At 67.2% G+C, this 19018-nt stretch carries 15 protein-coding genes, 1 tRNA gene and 3 pseudogenes; 9 read left to right on the top strand and 10 right to left on the bottom strand.

The window, feature by feature from the left end; all coding sequences use genetic code 11:
* Window positions 1–926: 926 nt before the first annotated feature.
* Window positions 927–1250: a hypothetical protein gene (locus ABZ876_RS10875; RefSeq protein WP_361777620.1), complete on the top strand. Its 324-nt coding sequence runs from the start codon at window positions 927–929 to the stop codon at window positions 1248–1250.
* Between the two features lie 326 nt (window positions 1251–1576).
* Here the strand turns inward: ABZ876_RS10875 and ABZ876_RS10870 are convergent, their stop codons facing one another.
* The 6 genes from ABZ876_RS10870 to ABZ876_RS10845 form a co-directional block, all read right to left on the bottom strand.
* A complete protein-coding gene (locus tag ABZ876_RS10870) occupies window positions 1577–2629 on the bottom strand; it encodes a PP2C family protein-serine/threonine phosphatase (RefSeq protein WP_361777617.1) in 1053 nt (350 codons plus the stop codon).
* A 384-nt stretch (window positions 2630–3013) separates the two neighbouring features.
* The gene (locus ABZ876_RS10865) at window positions 3014–3517 is read right to left on the bottom strand and encodes a hypothetical protein (protein WP_361777614.1); all 504 of its coding nucleotides are present in this window, start codon (window positions 3515–3517) and stop codon (window positions 3014–3016) included.
* Window positions 3518–3938: 421 nt separating this feature from the next.
* The gene (locus tag ABZ876_RS10860; protein ID WP_361777611.1) at window positions 3939–4259 is read right to left on the bottom strand and encodes a GYD domain-containing protein; all 321 of its coding nucleotides are present in this window, start codon (window positions 4257–4259) and stop codon (window positions 3939–3941) included.
* A gap of 1098 nt (window positions 4260–5357) precedes the next feature.
* Entirely contained in the window at window positions 5358–5732 is a 375-nt protein-coding gene (locus tag ABZ876_RS10855) for a hypothetical protein (protein WP_361777608.1), read from the bottom strand.
* A gap of 232 nt (window positions 5733–5964) precedes the next feature.
* Window positions 5965–6684: an MSMEG_1061 family FMN-dependent PPOX-type flavoprotein gene (locus tag ABZ876_RS10850; protein WP_361777605.1), complete on the bottom strand. Its 720-nt coding sequence runs from the start codon at window positions 6682–6684 to the stop codon at window positions 5965–5967.
* A gap of 647 nt (window positions 6685–7331) precedes the next feature.
* On the bottom strand, window positions 7332–7553 hold the full coding sequence (locus ABZ876_RS10845) for a hypothetical protein (RefSeq protein ID WP_361777602.1): 222 nt from the start codon (window positions 7551–7553) through the stop codon (window positions 7332–7334).
* A 173-nt stretch (window positions 7554–7726) separates the two neighbouring features.
* Between ABZ876_RS10845 and ABZ876_RS10840 the strand changes: the two are divergent.
* Window positions 7727–7876: pseudogene (locus tag ABZ876_RS10840) on the top strand (transposase); the annotation flags it as partial.
* Between the two features lie 246 nt (window positions 7877–8122).
* Window positions 8123–8611, top strand: a complete 489-nt coding sequence (locus ABZ876_RS10835; RefSeq protein ID WP_361777599.1) for an SRPBCC family protein — start codon at window positions 8123–8125, stop codon at window positions 8609–8611.
* 15 nt (window positions 8612–8626) lie between these two features.
* Here the strand turns inward: ABZ876_RS10835 and ABZ876_RS10830 are convergent.
* Window positions 8627–9101: pseudogene (locus ABZ876_RS10830) on the bottom strand (IS5 family transposase); the annotation flags it as partial.
* Window positions 9102–9173: 72 nt separating this feature from the next.
* On the opposite strand from ABZ876_RS10830, the gene ABZ876_RS10825 reads away from it, so the two are divergent.
* The 5 genes and pseudogenes from ABZ876_RS10825 to ABZ876_RS10805 form a co-directional block, all read left to right on the top strand.
* A complete protein-coding gene (locus ABZ876_RS10825) occupies window positions 9174–10073 on the top strand; it encodes a site-specific integrase (RefSeq protein WP_361777596.1) in 900 nt (299 codons plus the stop codon).
* Window positions 10074–10552: 479 nt separating this feature from the next.
* The gene (locus tag ABZ876_RS10820) at window positions 10553–11053 is read left to right on the top strand and encodes a hypothetical protein (RefSeq protein WP_361777593.1); all 501 of its coding nucleotides are present in this window, start codon (window positions 10553–10555) and stop codon (window positions 11051–11053) included.
* A gap of 343 nt (window positions 11054–11396) precedes the next feature.
* The gene (locus ABZ876_RS10815; RefSeq protein WP_361777590.1) at window positions 11397–12092 is read left to right on the top strand and encodes a DUF4190 domain-containing protein; all 696 of its coding nucleotides are present in this window, start codon (window positions 11397–11399) and stop codon (window positions 12090–12092) included.
* A 923-nt stretch (window positions 12093–13015) separates the two neighbouring features.
* Window positions 13016–13255 (top strand): hypothetical protein, encoded by a 240-nt coding sequence (locus ABZ876_RS10810; RefSeq protein WP_361777587.1) that lies wholly within the window; start codon window positions 13016–13018, stop codon window positions 13253–13255.
* Window positions 13256–13821: 566 nt separating this feature from the next.
* A pseudogene (locus ABZ876_RS10805) lies at window positions 13822–14571 on the top strand (site-specific integrase); the annotation flags it as partial.
* Window positions 14572–14637: 66 nt separating this feature from the next.
* Here ABZ876_RS10805 and ABZ876_RS10800 read toward each other — a convergent pair.
* From ABZ876_RS10800 to ABZ876_RS10790, 3 genes are all read right to left on the bottom strand, one after another.
* Window positions 14638–14713: transfer RNA gene (locus ABZ876_RS10800), tRNA-Arg, on the bottom strand.
* 229 nt (window positions 14714–14942) lie between these two features.
* Entirely contained in the window at window positions 14943–15539 is a 597-nt protein-coding gene (locus tag ABZ876_RS10795; RefSeq protein ID WP_361777584.1) for a TetR family transcriptional regulator, read from the bottom strand.
* Between the two features lie 226 nt (window positions 15540–15765).
* Window positions 15766–17640 carry an acyl-CoA dehydrogenase gene (locus ABZ876_RS10790; RefSeq protein ID WP_361777581.1) on the bottom strand — a complete coding sequence of 625 codons (1875 nt, stop codon included), beginning with the start codon at window positions 17638–17640 and terminating at the stop codon, window positions 15766–15768.
* Between the two features lie 526 nt (window positions 17641–18166).
* Here ABZ876_RS10790 and ABZ876_RS10785 point away from each other — a divergent pair.
* Window positions 18167–18853: a ScbR family autoregulator-binding transcription factor gene (locus ABZ876_RS10785; protein ID WP_361777578.1), complete on the top strand. Its 687-nt coding sequence runs from the start codon at window positions 18167–18169 to the stop codon at window positions 18851–18853.
* The last annotated feature ends 165 nt before the right edge of the window (window positions 18854–19018 follow it).

The following is a 19018-nucleotide window of genomic DNA, read 5'->3' as shown; positions in this document are numbered from 1 at the left end:
CGTGACGCTTTCCCTCTACCTCATTGCTCCGAGGCTGGGAGCTTGAGGACGCGGAGGCAGGGAGTCCGGCAGCTGATAGTGCGAGCATCGAAGCGGCCACCAGATACCACTTTGAAATGGGCATAAACGTTTCCTCTCCGACGGCGATTGCTTGCTGCGATGCGAGCAAGTATCACCGTATACGTGTCGGGGCAACACGCAAACGCAATCAGCGAGGTTGAACTCTTCGTGTCGTTCCGGGCCGGTGGCTCAACAACCGCTGCGGAATCACCCGAATGCGCGTGTTATCTCAAGAGGGGCGGGCCGACCTCGGCGTTCATGGCGGTCCGCCGGATCTTTCTGGCGGGACGTTTTGGCTCCTGGGGCCCTTTGAGTCAGGGTGAGGGCCCCGCTGTCACGTCGAATGGGCGAGTCTGGGTCTACCCGCTCTTCCCCACGGAAAGTGCCGGGTCACTCGTCGCGCGCTAGCGACCAGCCGCCGAAGCCGACGACCGCTGGATAAACGGCCCTTGGCTGCCGTTGGCCGCAGGTGCCCGCCCAACCGGCCTTTGCGCGGCCGATGTTGGTGGACCGGTCGGTTTCGATATCGGTCGTCCCGGGGTGGGGGCTGTCTCAGCTGGCCGGCAGCGTGACCGCTCGGGGTGTGCAGCGCCTTGGAATCGGTTTGCCGCCGGGGGAGTTGGTCGCGGACCGACTTCTCGGTCATGGGCGTCAGGGTCCGTTGCTCCCGTCACTCACCGGTGCACCGGACACGCCGCGGGCAGACGGTCGCAGCTATTCCCAGCGACCACGGCCGGTAACGGTGAGTAAACAGACCATCACTCTAACGGGTGGCATCAGATGGCGGTCCCGTCCGCCTCGCTCCTAGCCTGGGCTCATGCGTTCGATTCATCCAGAACGCATGAACCACCCAAGGAGGTCAAACCATGAGTCGCACCAAGCTCCTCGCTCTGGCCGCCGTCCCCGCGCTGGCCCTCGGCCTGGCGTCCCCCGCGCTGGCCGTGAATGTGACGGACCCGGCCCCCGTCGCAAGCAGCCCGGTCGAGTCCATAGCGGCCGGCCAGACCAAGGTCATCATCGTCACCTGCCCTGCGGGCGCCAATGCCCTCAGCGGTGGCTGGAATGTGTCCTCAGCCACCATCGACGTGACGGGCAGCCGTGCAATGAGCGCCACACAGTGGCAGATCCAGTTCCAGAACGAGTCGCAGCAGCCCGGGACTGTGCAGGCTTTCGCCCGTTGCGCGGCCTGACGGCGAGCACTCGCCAGGGCAGGCCGGCCCGTTCACCGCACCGTCAGATGCGGTGTGGTGAACGGGAAGGCCGAGCAGTCCCAAGCGTCATATCCGGCTGACAGCGAAGGGCGAAGAGACGCTTCGGATGGATATGGACGGCTGTATTGGTCTGGACAGCGCAAGGCCCAGGTCGGGAATCCACCCCGAGCTGGGCCTTTCGCCGTCGTGACAACCGGAGGGGAAGGTGCATGTGTACGCCGTCGTCCGGTGTCGTTGATGTGAGCCAAATGTGACCTGCGGCTCACGGCTCCGCTGGCCGAGCCAGCGTAGCGCGCGTCTCAGGCTCAGTGACTCGAGCGCCGCCAGGCGACGAGGACAGCGATGTCGTCGTCGAGCTCACCGCCGCTGTAGGCGATCAGGTCGCGGTGGAGATGGTCGAGGAGCTGGTGCGGCGCCTCGCCGCTCCATGAGCGGATGCGTTCGGCGAGGGGGTAGAAGGCGCCGGAGCGGTCGCGGGTCTCAGTGACCCCGTCGGTGTACAGCAGGAGCTGGTCTGCGGGGTGGAAAGGGGCGAGATCGACGTGGTACCCGCCGCTCACCGGCATGCCCAGGTTGAGCGGCGGCGAGGGGGCGGCGGGCCGCAGCTCCCGGACCTCGCCGCGGTGCAGCAGCAGCGGGGGCGGGTGCCCGCAGGTGACGGTCCGGACGACCGGCTCATCATCCGGGATCTCGGCCAGGAGCGCGGTGATGAAACGTTCAGCGATCTCCGAGCCCGGAACCCCCGGGTACCGGGAAGCATCGCGGCTCATGCTCGTCTCCAGGCGGCACGCCAGGTGGGGCAGGTCGGGCGCGTCATGGGCGGCCTCGCGGAAAGCGCTGAGCAGCGTCGCGGCCGTCTGGATCGCGAGCAGACCCTTGCCACGTACGTCGCCGATGAGCAGCCGCACGCCGTGCTGGGTGCGTATCGCCTCGTACAGGTCGCCCCCGATCCGGGCCTCCGCCGCGGCAGCCAGGTACAGACTCTCGAGGGTGACGGCCCCGAGGTGTCGCGGTACCGGATGCAGCACCGCCAGCTGGGCGGCCTCGGCCACCGAGCGGACCTGAACCAGCTGATGGGCGCGTCGGCCGAGCAGGCGGTTGAAGAAGACGGAGAACGCCGCAATCGCCGCGAGGGTGGCCAGCTCCGAGTAGGCGGTCGCATCCTGCAGCGCATGGAAGTCCACCATCAGGCCGACAAAGACGGTGCACGAGCCCACTCCGACGAGCACGGTCCCCCACAGGGGCAGCAGCGCGGCGGCAGAAACCATGGCCGTGGCCAGGAAGGCATCCGGCCTGACATCGCGGGGTGTGAACAGGCCGATGAACAGGCCCATGACCATCAGCAGAACAGGCAGCACGGGCAGCAACCTGCCCCGCGCACCAGCGCTGCGCGTGACTCCGCGTTCCCCAGGAGACCTCGCCACCATGCCGCTCCACAAGGTCGCACAGGTCGAGCGGCAGCCCAGGTCCGGAAGCCGGGCCACCGATTTGGGTAAGTTTATCGCCGTTCGCGCGTAGTCTACGAACAACCCGGTGAGCGGTGGTGACGCACAGGTGTCATCTGCTCACCGTGCCGCCCGGTCGCAAGATCGATGGAGCAGGTACGCAGAAGGGCACCAGGGTTCACGTTGGGTGAGCTCTGCTTCGGCATGCCGCTCATGGTGGACGCGATCGCTGGGGTCCACCGCACGCGGTGAGCGCCCTCAGCGGCGATGCCGGAGGACGCTCACTGTTCGCGTAGGTCAGATGGCGTCGACCTGCCAGGCGATCACGCCTGTCGCACCCTTGACGCCGTCGACGTTGATGCGGACCGGTCCGTCTCCTGTGATCCGCCGCTGGACCAGCGACTGATCGCACGGCACCGTGGCCTTCGGGCCGGTGCTCGCCGGTGTGAACGACAACTGAGCGCTGCCACTGCCGACACAGACCAGGTTGAGCTTGTAGTTCTTGCCCTTGCTCAGGATGGTCCCGGCGTGGACGCCGTCGGTCACCCGCTCCGCGCCGGCAGCGAAGAGCCTGCCGCTGTGCACAGCGGCAAGGGCCGCCTGAGCCTGCTCGGTAACCTTCTTCTCGGACGGACCAGTTGTCGCTGCCGAGTTACTTGGCGCAGACGACTGCGACGAGCCTCCGGCCTTGTCCTCCCCCTCGTCGGAGGTGCAGGAGGTGAGCAGAAGCACCGATGTCGCCACTGCACACCCGGCGAGCCAAACCCGCGGGTTCAAGTAGGTCATGACGAAGTTACCCACCACTTCCAGCCCACTTCGTTCGTGGGCAGCCTGGCCATACCGTGGTCGACATCGGCACCGCCGCATCTCGGTGTGGCCCGTCTTCAGCGCTTCCGCGAACAATCATGAAGGTCACGGAGGCATCGTGAGCCGTCATTGCGGTGCGCGCCGACGATTATCCGCAGATGTCTTCTCGCCCTGGGTCGTCGTCGGCTGCCGTCGGACGGCCAGGGACGCCGCCCTTGCTGCGCTCCGCAGCGGCGCGTCTCACGTTGCTCGGGAGGGCCCCACTTCCGCCGAGTCACACGCTCATGTCTACGGACACCGTCTCAGGCACACGCGCCGCAAGGGCGCCGAGACCATCGGTCTGGAAGGCGCCGTGGAGCTCCTCGACCGACTTGGCCAACCGGTACGGCTGGGGCAGATCGACTCTGCGCCCTTTTTACTTGCCGGGAGCGCGGAAGGTGACCTGCCGACGGGTGGCCTCGTCGATCTCTTCGAGGGTGAGGAGGGGGGTGGCCCGGGTGTGGAGGGCGCCGCTGGCCTTGACGGCGAGGCTGGCGGCGGCCATCGACACTGGATCGGGGAAGTCGAGAATGCACACGAAGTCGTCCTCCCCGAAGGCGAAGTACATGGCCTCGACCGTCCCGCCGAGGTCGGCGACGACCCGGTCGACGGCCTCGCGGCGGCCACTCCCGCCATCCTTGAGCAGACCCTTCGTGCCCTCAGGCGTATAGGTGGCCTGGATGAGGAACTTCGGCATAGGGCTGCTCCCTGCCCGCTACTTGTCCGGTATGCAGGATGACCTACCCGCTGCCCCGCCGGCCGCCACTCACCGAACGGCTGGATTCACCCGTTGGAAGCCGAACGTCTTTCCTGTGATCACCGCGTCATGCGGAGCGGTGCCGGCTGTGTCTCGGGCTGCGCTGATCTGTCGGCACATGGCCAGTGACCGCGATCGGGCCATTGCGAAGCCGACTCGGTGCCACGATCCGGGCCGGTGTGGGAGCGGTCGTGCGCTCCTCGCTGGAGGGAGCCGAGAGCATTGTCGGCATGTGCATGCCGCAAGCTGCCTTGGCGGCGCGGGCCGGCACCGCTACGGCCGGACAGGAGCGCTCGTGTGCGCCGCCGTCCGGCGTCGTCGACGGGTTCTCTCACCGGAATTCCCGGCCGCCATCTCTAGACGGCGAGCAGCGCGGCGAGAGCCAAAGCCGCCATCGCAGTGATGAACCGCGGCTTTCGCCATCCCGGTCCCGAAGCTTGGCGTGTCAGCTCCCAGAGGCCCACCAAACCGCCTCCAAGACCCAGTGCGCTCCGCAGCAGGAAGATGGTGGTCTGCACAGGGAGCGCCTCCAAGCACCCTCGAACGGAGTGGAAGGCTCCCCCTCGCGTGCCGACCCTCGCTGTTCCCCGCCTATGGCCGTCCGATGGGGCACACAGGGGGCACGCGTGCCCTTCTCCCACATCCCAGCCTGCGAGTGTGACTCCCCTGAAACCGGCCGCGGCCGAACCGGCCACCACCCCGTACGTGTCACCAGGACTCGGCCTGCAGGAACAGCGTGATCACCTCCGCGAAGAACCAGACGGAGAACACCAGACACGCAAGCCACAGCCCCCACAAGACCCAGCGGACCTCTCGTCGTATGCGCATGAGCGGATGATCCCCCCTCGCGATCCTGACCCTCGCTGCGGGTCTGGCCTGCGGCGCAGGGGTGTAGACGCCCGGTGGGCGGTCTGCTGCTTCCCCGCTGTCCCCCTGGTTCCCCGCACGATCCGGCACGCGGTTGGCACGCGTCCGGCGCGACTTCTTCGTCCCGGGTTCTCGGTTGGGGGCTAAGCCCTCTGTGTCTCATGCGGAGCCTCAACGGCCGGACCCAGTGCGTGTCTGCAACTCACGGGTGGCACCCACGACGTCGACCGAAATCCGAAACAACAAGGTCGCCAACGTCAGGATCACTCCTGCCACTACGAAGCCACGCAGCGGCGTGCTGTCAGGGACGCTTCCGGCCAGAACCAGCACACACAACCCCACGTCGCCAAGCACGATCACAGCGACGGACAGCGTGTAGACGCGAACCCGGCCCTTGGTCCAGAACCGCACGCCATTCTCCGGATCTTCGCGGCGTAACCGACGCCGCTGGCCGCCTATGCGCTCCAAGTGCCGGGATTCGAACACGAGCGCCAGTAATAACACCGGCAGCACTTGCGCCACCGTCGCGTAGAAGTCGCGTCGCATGCATACACTCCCGGGGTGTCCCTCACACGAGCCGATCACCTGAAGCAGGGACCGGATCCTACCCACTTGGCCGTCTGAAGAACGGTCGGTCGGGGGGCGGTGGTTGCTGTGCTTCGCCGCTGTACCGCTCGCACATGCGGTGGTGCGGCATACGCGTGTGCCGATCAGGCTGACAGCGGGTCACTCCTGATCGGACTCGGCACCTGATGCGTGTCGCCGCGGCGAACCGATATCAGGCCAGTCGGTGCAGGAGGGAGTCACGCTGATCCTGCTCGACCTCGGCGAGCGTCAGGTTGGGGTCGCGCTGATGAGCAAGAGCGACCTCGGCCGGCGTCGGCTGCTCCTCCTTGAGCGGCCATGCCTCGGGGCGCCAGAACTTCGACCGGACGAACGCCTTGGCGCAGTGGACGTACACTTCGTCGGCCCGCACGACCAGCGCAGTTTTCGGCGGCTTGCCGACCGGGGTCAGCCGCGCCAGCAGGTCTTCATCGGCCGTGATCCAGGCTTCCCCGTTGACACGAAGCGTCGTGTCCCGGCCAGGGATGACGAAGTTGAGCCCGGCGTGCCCGTTGGCCAGGATGTTGCGACAGCTGTCCAGCCGGTTGTTCCCCGTCGCGTCCGGAATCACCACGTGACGCTCGTCGAGAACCGTGACGAAACCGGGGGTGCCGCCCCGAGGGGCCACGTCACAGCGGCCATCGGCATCGCTGGTGGCGACGAACACCACGGGCGAGATCGCGATGAGGCGGCGCGACATCTCGTCGATGTGGTCGAGTTCTTTGCGTACCGCCCGTTCCCCGGGGTCCGCGTACAACTCTCGGAGCTGCGCCTCACTGGTCAGAGCTCCGGGTATCACGGTGTCATCCACTCTGGCGATCATAGCCCTGCGGGTCGAAGACACGGGGAGCGTGCCCGCGCGGGCGGTGGCGCGGCTTTGGTCGGGAGCCGGCATGGGGCCAGAGACCGGGGCCCGTGCGCCGGCCGCGCATCCGACGCGTCATCCGGCTGCACAACGTCCCGAACGAGATCCTCGGGCACTCCCGGTCAACATCACCAAGTAGGTGTGCACGCAAGTCGTCCAGGACACGCAGTGAGGCCATGAGTCACATGGATCGGCTGCCCGGGAGGCGTCCCGGCGTCCCGGTCGTCACCGACGGACCCCGCTACGGCTGCTGCCGTCGACTGACGAGACGGCCGGATGGAGACGCTGGTGTACGCCTCCGTCCGGCGTTGTCGATGTCAGCCGTGGATGTCAGAGAAGCCTGCTGATCCGTACCGCTTGTGAGAACGGAAACGGAGACGGGAGACCCGTGGACGGCTGCCGAATCCCCGTAATCGGTGGAATCCGGCTGCTTTGGACCACGCGGGTCACGCCGCACTCGAGCCCGAGACGTGTCCTTGCGCGTCCTCGACTACGGAAGTTTCGTCTTCTCCGAAGTCCGGGGCCTGGAAGGGGTTTGTCGTCGGAGGCGGCAAGGCTGTGGCAGAACAGCGGGGTGCCCCTTCGAGAGCGGAGAACAGCGAGGTCGGATCGATGAGAGGTCTCCCTTGGTCAGGTCGCTGAAGGGACGTGGCTTGCCGCGACTGGGCGCAGCGGTCCTACAGCTTGGTCATCTTGGCGTACGGGCTCAAAATCCGCTCTCGCGTCGAGCCGAAATCCACGAGTGCCGCGATCCCGTCCTCGAGGCCGATCACCCGGCCGAGGCCGTACGTGTCGTGCGTGACCTGGTCGCCCACGGCGAAGTGCTTGGGAGCCGGGGTGAGCCGAGCCTTGAAGGGGCTGGTAGGCAAGTGGCGCTTGGGTGCAGCAGGCTTTGTCATCGCCTCCAGTATGCGCCCGCGGGTGTCTCATTCGCTGCGGCCGTGCACGTCGCGTTCGACACAGAGCCGGACGGCAAGATCCACATCAGTGTGAGGGCTGGGCCGTCGTGCCCGATGACCTGCGGGTTCGATACCTGCTGAGAGAGATCGAACGTCGATCCGGTACAGCCTGGTTGACCCGTCAGTACCGCACCGGAACGCCGTGGATGGACCTACCCGAGCACTTCGGCTCGTGGAAGGGAGCTCACAACCGGCTGCGGAAGTGGGCCGTCGACGGCACCTGGGAGAAGGTCTTCACCGCCCTGCTTGCCCAGGCTGACGCCACTACTCGACATCCTCGACGGGCTCTGGTTCCACATGCCGGTGGACGCCTTCCATGCCACTGGTCGTCACCTGTCGCTGTTGGCTGCTGCGGTCACCTCGGACAGCCCAGACGCCGCGGGCGCTGTGCGGCAGCAAGGTCAGCTCGGGAAGGGCTTGACGTCCCTCGCCAACGTAGAGAGCATTGCTCTCGTTGGAGAGCTCCGCTCTCATAAAAGAGCATTGCTCTTACAGTCAGGGGGAAGGTCATGAAGCTCTTCTACGCGGGTCCGTCACTCATGAAGTTGCACGAGGAGTACGCCAAGAAAGGACTCCTGGACGAGGATGCGCCGGTCAAGTCGATCAGCTCGGTCACGATCAATGCCCCGGTCTCCACCGTGTGGCGGCTGATCAGCGACATGCGCAACTGGCCCGCCTGGCGCTCCGACGCTCGCGTTACCAAGCTCGGGATCATGGAGCCGGATGCCTGCTTCCGTTGGAAGGTCCGCGGCACATCCATCAAGTCCACCTTCGCCGTCGTCACACCTGAGCGGGAGCTCACCTGGACGGGCCTGGCGATGGGCTACATGAAGGCGATCGATCGGATGCGGTTGGCGCCGACTGCGGACGGCGGCACCCTCGCTACCCTTGAAGAGTCGCTCTCCGGCCCGCTCCTCACGCTCTTCTACAGCGACGAGAAGCTCCGCAAGGGGCATCAAGACGTTTTGCGGATGTTGAAGGCTGCCGCCGAGAGCTAGGCCATTTCTCTCGGATCACCTCGCTGACCAGATGAAGATGGCGGCGAGGTGGAGTCCGGCGAGGTAGATGGTGGCGGTCTTGTCGTAGCGGGTGGCCAGGCCGCGCCGCTGCTTGAGTTTGTTGACGCACCGCTCGACCGTGTTGCGTTGGCTGTAGGCGTCGCGGTCGAAGGCGGGTGGCCTGCCGCCGCGACGGCCGAGGCGTTTGCGGTTGGAGGCCTGGTCGGCGGGCTGCGGAATCACTGCCCGGATCCCGCGCCGGCGCAGATGCGATCGGACCGCGCGGGACGAATACGCCTTGTCGGCCAGGACCATCCGGCGTGATTCTGGCACGGCCGGTCCGCCTGGGCACCCGTAAGCGCGACATGACCTGGGTGAACGCGGGTGCGTCACCTGCCTGGCCGGGCGTGATGACGAAGGCCAGTGGGCGGCAGTGACTGTGTGCGGCAAGATGGATCTTGGTGGTCAGCCCGCCGCGGGACCGTCCGATGGCATGGTCGTCCGGCTCGCCGGCCGGTGCCCTTTTTGTCGAGCCCCGGCGGCGTGCTGGTGGGCACGGACGATGGTCGAGTCGACCGCGACGACCCAGTCGAGGTCGCCTTCGCGGCTCTATCTGGTGCCGCTCCTCGGCGCGAAGCGGCTCGAATCGCTGGGCGGCGCCGACGTGCGCCGCTTCCTCGTGCGCCTGGAGCTGGAGGCGACCGCGGCCACGGCCACGGCCAAGGAGGCTCACCGCGTGCTGCGGTCGGCGTTGTCCTCGGCCTGCCGGGAGGAACTGATCACGCGGAACGTGGCGAAGCTGGTCGAGCCGCCCCGGGTCAAGGAGCGGGAGCTGAGCCCCTGGACCCTGGACGAGACCCTCGACTTCCTCGCCGCCGCCCGCACGGACCCGCTCTATGCGGCATTCGTGCTCGCCATCGCAATGGGGCTGCGCCGGGGAGAGATCGTTGGGCTTCGCTGGTCGGACGTCGACCTGGACAACCGGGTGCTCTACGTCCGCCAGCAGATGCAGCGGCGCCGTGGTGTCCTCTACGACGACGATCCGAAGAGCCGCCGTCGCCGTGCCGTTCCGCTGCCCGCCCTCTGCATCGCGCCCCTGCGCTGGCACCGCGTGCGACAGGCGGCTGCCCATGCGAAGGCGGGGGAGGGGTGGCAGGAGTCCGCGTACGTCTTCACCACTCGGACGGGCCGCCCGGTCGAGCCGCGGAACGTCTACCGCTCCTTCACCCGCGTCGCCCAGTCCGCCGGCCTCAGAGTGATCCGGCTGCACGATGCTCGCCACGGCACCGCGACTCTCCTGACGGCGGCTGGAGTCGCACCCCGCGTCGTGATGGAGATCCTGGGCCACTCTCAGATCAGCATCACCATGGACGTCTACACCCACGTCGTCCAGGACACGCAGCGCGAGGCCATGAGCCACATGGACCGGCTGCTGCGAAAGAGGCGCCCCGATCGCGGGTGACCGCACCCGCTGATGTCAGAAGTAGATGTCAAAGGCCCCGGACCATGATCGGTCCGGGGCCTTTTGGCTGGTGCCCCCGGCAGGATTCGAACCTGCGACACCCGCTTTAGGAGTTCATTCTTAGCTGCATGCGCGCTGCCGCGTTGCTACACCAAGGGCTCAAGGCAGTCCTCGTGCTACCGCCAAGGTCCCCATGCGTACGGCCCTGTTGCCGTCATCTACTGCCGTCAGGATCCGCTTGGCGGCGCGCGCAGCACCCGGCCAAGGAACTGCATGGTTGCTGTTCCTGCCTGTCGTCGTCGGCCGCCCTCGGACGGCCCAGAGACGGCCCGAGCGGGGGTGCCGCGGTGCGCCCCGCGATGCGAACTACGGGCGGGACGATCACTTGACGAGAGGTAGTTGAACCGTGAAAATTCAGCCGCGGCGGCGTGGCCTAGGGGAGGCACCGAGAAGCTGTCGCACTGGGGAGGATTGAGCAAGTGAGCGAGACGGACGAGCTGCCGGTCGAGGGACTGGTGGCGGAGGTGCCGGAGATCGAGGAGAAGCGAGGCGGGGGCAAGCTGAAGTTCCTCGCGGCAGGTGCGGCCGGGGTCGCTGTCCTGGCCATCGCTGCTGCGGTGACCGTGGGGATGTACGGACAGAGCCAGGTCGACGCCGCGCGCAAGGGAGAACACAAGGCGCAGGCCGAGGCGAAGGCGCTGAAGAACCAGCCGCCGAAGACGGTCACGAAGACGGTGACCAAGAAGGTGCCGACGTTCGGGAAGTCCACGCTGATGGGGATTTTCGCGTCGGGTGCGATCCAGCAGGGCACGTACGACAGCGCGGGCAACCAAGTGTTCACCCCGAACGACTCGACGTGCTCCGACTTCTACACGTCGCTGAGCAACCAGTACACCTCGATCGCGATCGACCGGGGCGAGTTCATGCAGGCGTGCCTGACGAGCGTGACGCAGACACTAAAGAAGAACACCACTCCGTAATCGCTGCGTGCGTCGACGTTGATCATCACTGAACACCCTTCCGCGCGCCGAGGAAGGCCCGGGAGTGTGCTCACAAGCCGGTCTACTGATCAGCCTTCTGGCTGACCAGTGGTCCTGACGAAGCCCACGGCTCTGACCAGCTCGGATGCCGTGGGCTTCCTTCGGTGACCTGGAATCGCGCGGCATGCCCACCGCAAGCTCAATCACTGACAGGCAGGGGGCCCGGCCTCGCAGCCCCCGGCAGTTCATAACGATCAGGTGAATAACACCAGATCGAGGCAACCACACAGCAGCTCCACAAGTCACACACTCGCAAGTCACAACCCAAGCCCCAGGGGGGACCATGAGCCAGCAGTACCCGCCCCAGCCCCAGCAGCCCGGCTACGGCGAGCCCCAGCAGCCCGGCAGCAACGGCCTGGCCACCACCGCACTCGTCCTCGGCATCATCGCCGTCGTAGTCAGCTTCATCCCTGTCCTCAACGTTGTCGTCTGGCCGCTCGCGATCCTTGGCATCATCTTCGGCGCCATCGGCCTCTCCAAGGCGGGCAAGGTCCGCAAGGGCAAGGGCGCCGGCATCACCGGCCTCGTCACGTCGGCTGTAGCGATCGTGATGTTCTTCGCCATGAACGCCCTGTTCTTCTCCGCCGTCGACAAGGCCGGTAAGGAGCTGGACAAGTCGTACGACTCCACCACCGTCGGCGACGGTAAGTCCAAGACCGGCGGCGCCAAGGAGTCCGAGGTCATGAAGGACTTCAAGGTCACTAAGTGCGACGTGGTCACCGGCGACCTCGGCATCAAGGAGATGGCCATCCACGTCGACTACGCCAACAACGGCGACCGCCGATACTCGTACTTCGTTGAGGGCGAGGTCCTGGCCGACGGCAAGAAGGTCAACGACTTCATGTCAACCGCCGAGAACCTCGCCCCGGGCCAGAAGTTCACCGACAAGGACGCTGGTGCGCTGGTGAACGCGGACGAGATCAAGGACGCCAAGAAGCTCGAGTGCAAGACCATCAAAGCGTCCCGAACTGACTTCTGATCGCTGCACGGGCACGACTGCCTCCTTGATGCGAACTACGGGCGCGACGGTCGCTGACCGTCGTTGCGCTGGGCGGAGAGCCAGGTAGGGCTACTGCTGGCTGTCTGCGGTCGCAGCGGTTGCTGTACCTCGCTGCTGTACAGGTCTAGCAAGTCTTATCCAGCAGCAACATCGAACGGCCGTAACACAGGCTCGATCGGCCAATCCGGGCCCTTGATGGTCCCTCCCGGACCTTCGTAGCGCGCCTCTGCACGCGTCCAGGTCTCGGTGCGCTGGTTAACGGGGACGTCTCGGAACCTCGCACTTGCCCCGTCCCCAACGACCATCAACGATGCTGAAGTGGCCAATCGCCGAGCCACCCGAACGTCCAGAGGACCACGCTTCAGCTGCCACCGAGTTCCGGCGTGCTCGTCGATCACACCAGTCTCGACGACGGGCATTCACTGTGCGGGCGGATCAGCTGGTTCCATCGATGCGAGGAACTGCTGAAACGACTGGCTACGACGGGGCTTGCGGGGCATGGTCCCAGTCTGAGTGCTCAGCCGATGGTGAGCCAACCTCCCCAACACCGGCTGCTCGTTCGCTGACCCGCGCATCATGCCCCCTCAGTTCTTCTGGAAGTGAAGGGCCGGTTTTCTGACCTGCGGCCGTGCAATCGACCAACGCTGCGACCTGTGACTTAACTGTCGGCGGTTGTCAGCGTTGGTTGTCGTTGAGCACCCTTCAACGGCCCCGAGACGGCCCCGGGGCTCCATTCCAGGGCCGTCGCTAGCTTGGGAGATCGCGTATGCGGGTGGGGGCTGAGCTGGCGAGACGCTGGCCTGTTCAGCTGTGATGGCCGATGGGTACGCTTCCCTCGCAGCCCCTGGTGATCAGTGCCGAGGCGCACCAGATCGCGCGGCGCGGTTTGAGACGAGTAGGGGGTGACGATGGTCTACCTGGTGCTGACTGCGTTAACGCTCGCTTCGATCGTGGCGGCCGCAATGGTCGTGCTGGTGCGCCGTGAACGGCGCCGGATGGTTTCGAGTCCGGAAGCGCAGCAAATCGAAGCGGCGGCTACGAGAGCCTTTCGTGACGCGCGTCGGCGGGCTCATGCCTATGAGCATTTCAGTGATGCCAGTGGCAGCATCAGTGCCCTGCGGGATCGTGACTCCCGCTCGTAGGACACCCCGTCGTCAGCTCCGTAAACAGCGACGCGTTCCGCGCTTTTCAATCAGCGACCAGGGCGCCCCGAAGGACCGGACGGCCACTCCAGCCAAGCCACGGTCGGCAAGCTGCTTTGAAGCCACATCCGGCCCTCCCGGGCCACCGAACAACTTACGGAGCTGCTTTGGCGCGCCCCAGCCACGACGTGTTCTGACCTCATGCGCTGTGTGCCTGCCTCTTGGGCGGGAGCGGGCGGCCGGCGGTGCCGAGCGGGGCGGAGACATGAGCGCGGGCGCCGCCGGCCGCCCGCGCCCGCCCGGAGGAGCGAAGCGACGACGGGTGCTTGATGAAGTAGGGAAAGTTTGGCCGCGCTGGTGCTCGCGCTAGTTGTCCGATCCCGGGTGATGCTTGACAGTTCGATCCCAGCTGATGGTTGACAGTGGCCGTGATCGGCTTTTCTGTGCGCGTCGTTGCGGCGTGTGTGGGGAGGTCGGGATTGGCGCTGGTGGAGTTGTCGGTCGTTGAGCAGAGATACCGGGCTGTTCTGGCGGTGCTGGCGGGAGCGACGGTGACCGAGGTCGCCGCGTCGTTGGCGAAGGAGGCGCACCGGGTACTGCGCACAGCGCTCACCGCAGCCGTGCGCGAGGAATTGATCACGCGGAACGTAGCGTCCCTGGTGGAGTCGCCGCGCGTAAAGCAGCGGGAGATCCGCCCATGGACCTTGGAGGAGACGCTGGCCTTCTTGGAGGCCGCGCGCACGGATCCGTTGTACGCCATGTTCGTGCTGGCCATCGCCATGGGCCTGCGGCGCGGGGAGCTGGTGGGCCTGCGCTGGTCGGATGTGGACCTGGACAACCGCGTCCTGCACGTGCGACAGCAGACCCAGCGTCGCAGGGGAACTCTGTACGACGACGACCCCAAGAGCCGCCGTAGCCGTGTGGTGCCGATGCCCGCCCTGTGCATCGCGCCGCTGCGCTGGCACCGGCTTCGGCAGCGGCAGACGTTCGCGCGCACAGGCGTCGCCTGGTCCGAGACCGGCTATGTCTTCGCCACGCGGAACGGTCGGCCGATCGAGCCGCGGAACGTCTACCGGTCCTTCACGCGGGTCGCGGCCGATGCGGGGCTGCGGGTGGTCCGGCTGCATGACGCTCGGCACGGCTGCGCCACGCTGCTGACGGCGGCCGGCGTCGCGCCGCGGGTCATCATGGAGATCCTCGGGCACAGTCAGATCAGCATCACGATGGACGTGTACACGCACGTCGTGCACGACACCCAGCGGGAAGCGATCAGCCACATGGACCGGCCGCTCAAGCGCCGTCTGCCAGACGCCTGAGAGACGACTGCCGTCAATTGGTGCCGTCAAAGGCCCCGGACCAAGATCGGTCCGGGGCCTTTTGGCTGGTGCCCCCGGCAGGATTCGAACCTGCGACACCCGCTTTAGGAGAGCGGTGCTCTATCCCCTGAGCTACGAAGGCGGGGCCTGGCGGAAGGCGTGGTGAATGCTCTGGGTGAGCGTTCGTCCCCGCTTCTGCAAGGTTATCGCCGCCCCTGGAGGCGGTTCCAACAGGTTAGCGGATCGGGGCGGGGCGGTGGGGACGAGGCCGGGGTCTTGGGCTGATCGATTGTTCGCGGGTCTCCGAGACGCCGAGACGTCCCGATGCCGGGGCTCCGGGACTCCGGGCATTGGCGGTCGGCGGGGCTGTGTCAGAGGGTGAGGCCGCCCAGGTGGGTCAGGGCGCGGGTGAAGAGGGCCGTGAGGTCGGGCTCGCCGTTGTGGTCCGCCCAGTACAGGAGCGTCTCCGTGGTCACCGCGATCAGCACGGCTGCGGTGACGCGGACGTCGTAGGCGTTCGGGTCCTTGCCGGCGCGTTCGGCGAGCAGGGCCGCAGTGCTGGCGATCCGGGCTTCCTGCTGTTGCCACATACGCGCCCGCAGGGGCTGTACCCGCGAGACCAGCCGGAGGCGGGCCAGCATGGTCTCCCGGTCCTGGCTGATGCGCTGTTCCAGTAGGTCGAAGAGTGTTGCGCGTACGACGTCGGTGAGTGGTTTGAGTGGTTCCGAAGGGTCCCGGCTTGTGGTCGGCGGCTGTGGGGGCGGGTCGTGATCGTCGCTGAGGACGACGTCCTCCTTCGCGGGGAAGTAGCGGAAGAACGTGCTCGGCGAGACCTCGACCGCGTCGCAGATCTGCTCGACGGTCGTGTGGTCGTATCCCTGTTCGGTGAAGAGGCGGAGTGCCTCCTGTCGCAGCAGTCGGCGGGTCTTGGTCTTCTTCCTCTCCCGGAGTCCGGGGCGGGTCGTCATGGCGTGCACTTTTCTTGATAGCCGGATATCACCAAAGAGGTAGTTATCACCAAATGAGAGACACCGGCATTCTCTCACCGCTTCCGGTCGGGGGGTCAGGCGAAGGGCCCGTCCGTGGGAGGTACGTCCGTGGGAGGTTCGTTCGTGGGGCGTCCGTTCGTGGGGCGTCCGCCGGTGGACGGGCCCTTTTCGGGGGGTGGTGCTCCCTGGTTCGCCGGCTGTCGTCTCAGTGCGGTCCTGGCTGCTGGTCCGGCATGGTTCGTACGATCGTTCGCCCGCTCGCGATCGGGATCGCGGACAGCAGTTCCGCCGGGAAGTCGAACGCGTCGACCAGGGTCATCATGTGCGGCGCGAGGTCGGCGACGGCCGCGTCCAGGGTCTTCGGCAGGGCGCGGACCTGGTCCGGGGTGAGATGGCCCTCGGCGAGCAGGTCGCCGGTGTGCTCGCGGAGGCGGCGGAGCACGAACAGGCGGCACAGGGAGCGCAGCAGTGCGGCCGACCTCGGGTCCGCCGCCTCGTCGGCCGCCGCGGCGAGGGCGTCCGTGGCCTGGAGGCAGGCGTGTGCGGAGACCATCTCCAGGGCGGCACCGGAGGTGGCGTTCCAGCGGCCGACCGGATCGCCGGACGGGCCCTCGCGCAGGGCGGTGCGGGCCCGGGCCTGCCAGATGGCTTCGACCTGGGCGAGCAGTCCCCGTAGGAACGGCAGGTCCGTCAGGTCTCCGGCCGGCAGTGTCTCCGGCTTTGCGCATTCGTGCCCGAAGACCATCTCGGAGGCGGCCTTCACCCAGATCACCAGGTTGTCGCCCTCAGCGGTGATGCCGCCCTCGATGTTCGCGGTGAGGTCGGAGATGCCGTTGGCGGGGAACAGGCCCTGTGCGCCGCAGCGTTCGCGGCACTCGGTGGCGATCCCCCGTGCCTCCCAGGTGATCCAGCCCTTGGCGATGGCCGTGAGCCGCTCGACCTCGTCGCGGTCCTCCTCGGTCTGGGCGGCGAACCGGTCGACCATCGCGCGGTGCAGGAACGTCATCGCGTACGCCGTCGCCAGCCCGTCGAGCAGCCGGCTGTGGTGGCTGCGGTGGGCGGCGAGCGGGATGCGCTCACCGGCACGGGGCCCGGCGATGAGACGGCTGTGGGAGTAGCGGACCGCGACGGTGAGCGCGGCGCGTGCCATGCCGAGGGTGCCGGCGCTCATGCAGAGCTTGCCCATGGTGACGCGGTTGATGGAGCGCAGGAGCCGCTTGCGCTTGTTGCCGAGGTTGCTGGTGAGCGTGCCGTCGCGGTTCAGGCGGCCGTGGTCGGCCTCCAGGAGTGCCTCGCGGGGCAGCCACAGTTGGTCGAAGGAGGTCAGGCAGTGGTCGACGGGGGTGCCGGTGCGGTCCGGCAGCCGGCGGACCGTGACCCCGGGCAGATGTCCGCTCTCGTCGCTGAGCGGGGTGAGGAAGAGGAAGACGCCCTGGTCCTCGTCGTCCATGAGGAGCCGGGCGGCGACGACCGCGGTCTTGGGGCCGCCGGTGAGGCTGGTGTTGGGCATGAACTTCTGCGCGCCCGGCGTCGGGGTGTGCAGACGGAAGCCGCCGCTTCTGCGGTCGAAGACCGCGACGGTCTCCATCGAGGCCACGTCGTTGCCGTGCTCCAGCTCGGTGCACAGAAACGTTCCTGTGCAGTCCAGTGCGGTGAAGGCGGACAGATCACGGCCCTCGTGGTCGTGGTCGACGAGGCTGCCGAGGAACAGGTTGTAGTGGATGCTCGCGAGGGTGGTCAGCCCTCCGTCCACCGGTCCGATCCACTCGTGCAGGGCAGCCAGCCGGTGCGGGTCGGCCGCGAACCGCTCGGGGTCCGCGAGGACGTCGTTGAGGAGGCGCAGACGGTCGTACGAGAGGGCGGCCCGCTCGCCCGGGGGCAGCCCGGGCCGGTACGAGAATGCGCGGCCGGAGATCGTCCTGCGCCAGACCCCGTGCCGCCGCTCGCGGTGCGGGCCCTCGAACAGGAGGCGCGTGAGGTCGGCGGCGACCTCTTCGGAGGGCGTCGGCACTTCGGGGGGCGTCGGCACTTCGGAGGGCGACGGTGCCTTGAAGAGGGTCGAGGCCGCTGAGTCGGCCATGGCTTCAGCGGTCACCCGGTGATGGAGTGGCGTCGGGTGATGGAGCGGCGTCGGGTGGTCGAGCATGGCCGGGTGTTGAGGTATCACCGGGTGTTCGTGCGTCGCCGGGTTTTCGGCCGCCGCCGGGTGTGCGGTTCGTGCCGTGCTTTGGGTTGCCGTCGGGTGTGCCGCTGGGGCCGGGATTTCCGCCGCCGCCGGATGTGCGGCTGGTGCCGGGTGTACGGCTGTCCCCGTAGTTAAGGCCTCGGACGACGTGACAGTCATCGAGCTTCCCCCTGGGTAGGTTCGGTCAGGTGTGAAGCACGTGAGCGAAGATACGTACCATCCGGTTTTTATTTCAAGGGCCTTCTGTCCCTGCATCCGGTGAACGTCGACACTTCTGCAGAACTTTGGGAGGAGATGGGATAGTTGGTGGCCCCGACGCCTCCGGGTTGAAAAACCGTATGGCTGGTTTTATTGTCCTGAGGCGTCGAGTAGAGGCCGTCTGGTCTCTTCCCCGCGGTGCGGGCTGGTGCGGAGGGTGCTTGTGGCACGGCAGGAGCGGGCCATCAGGACGCGGCAGGCGATCCTGCTCGCCGCGGCCGAGGTGTTCGACGAGGTCGGGTACGAGGCGGCGACGATCTCCGATGTGCTGCAGAGGTCCGGGGTGACCAAGGGCGCGCTCTACTTCCACTTCACCTCCAAGGAGGAGCTGGCCCAGGCGGTCCTGGCCGCGCAGGTCTCCTCCCTCCCGCTCGTCCCGGCGCAGGAACTGAAGCTTCAGGAGTCGTTGGACGAGGCGCTGCTGCTCGCCTATCTGCTCCGGAAGGACACCGGTGACCCGATCGTCCAGGGCAGTGTGCGGCTGACCGTGGACCAGGGGTCGCCCAAGGACCATCTCAACCGGCGGGTGCCGATGCAGGCGTGGACCGAGCACACGCAGTCCCTCTTCGAGGAGGCTAAGCGGCGGGGCGAGATACTTCCGCACGCCGATGTGGAAGCACTCGCCAAACTGTTCGTCGGTGCCTTCACGGGCGTCCAGGTCCTTTCGCGGATCATGACCGAGCGGGTGGATCTGGCCGAGCGGGTCGCCGACCTCTACCGGCATCTGATGCCCTCGGTCGCCGTGCCGGGTGTGCTGGTCCGCCTGGACTTCTCCCCCGACCGGGGGCCGAAGGTGTACGAAGCCGCCATGAGACAGCGTCAGTCGGAGGCGACGAGCGCGGACGGGTGACATGGCGGCGGGCGCGGCCCGAGGCGAGGGGTGTGCCGCGACCACGGGGTCGCGGGCCTGGCTGGGGGGCGCGGCCACGGATGCGCGGGCGCGGGGGGTGTGTCGTGGCCACGGTTCGCGAGGCGGGTGGCGCGCGGTGACGAGTGCCCCCGGCCGGCCGGGGCC

The organism is Streptomyces sp. NPDC046931, assembly GCF_040644655.1.
GTDB lineage: Bacteria > Actinomycetota > Actinomycetes > Streptomycetales > Streptomycetaceae > Streptomyces.
This window is presented reverse-complemented; position numbering and strand designations above follow the sequence as displayed.

Coding starts and splice junctions, on each gene's coding strand:
- ABZ876_RS10850 (WP_361777605.1), bottom strand. CDS start 6,684: ATGCCGGCTCCCGACCAAAGCCGCGCCACCGCCCGCGCGGGCACGCTC.
- ABZ876_RS10795 (WP_361777584.1), bottom strand. CDS start 15,539: ATGACGACCCGCCCCGGACTCCGGGAGAGGAAGAAGACCAAGACCCGC.
- ABZ876_RS10845 (WP_361777602.1), bottom strand. CDS start 7,553: ATGACAAAGCCTGCTGCACCCAAGCGCCACTTGCCTACCAGCCCCTTC.
- ABZ876_RS10860 (WP_361777611.1), bottom strand. CDS start 4,259: ATGCCGAAGTTCCTCATCCAGGCCACCTATACGCCTGAGGGCACGAAG.
- ABZ876_RS10875 (WP_361777620.1), top strand. CDS start 927: ATGAGTCGCACCAAGCTCCTCGCTCTGGCCGCCGTCCCCGCGCTGGCC.
- ABZ876_RS10835 (WP_361777599.1), top strand. CDS start 8,123: ATGAAGCTCTTCTACGCGGGTCCGTCACTCATGAAGTTGCACGAGGAG.
- ABZ876_RS10825 (WP_361777596.1), top strand. CDS start 9,174: ATGGTCGAGTCGACCGCGACGACCCAGTCGAGGTCGCCTTCGCGGCTC.
- ABZ876_RS10815 (WP_361777590.1), top strand. CDS start 11,397: ATGAGCCAGCAGTACCCGCCCCAGCCCCAGCAGCCCGGCTACGGCGAG.
- ABZ876_RS10790 (WP_361777581.1), bottom strand. CDS start 17,640: ATGGCCGACTCAGCGGCCTCGACCCTCTTCAAGGCACCGTCGCCCTCC.
- ABZ876_RS10855 (WP_361777608.1), bottom strand. CDS start 5,732: ATGCGACGCGACTTCTACGCGACGGTGGCGCAAGTGCTGCCGGTGTTA.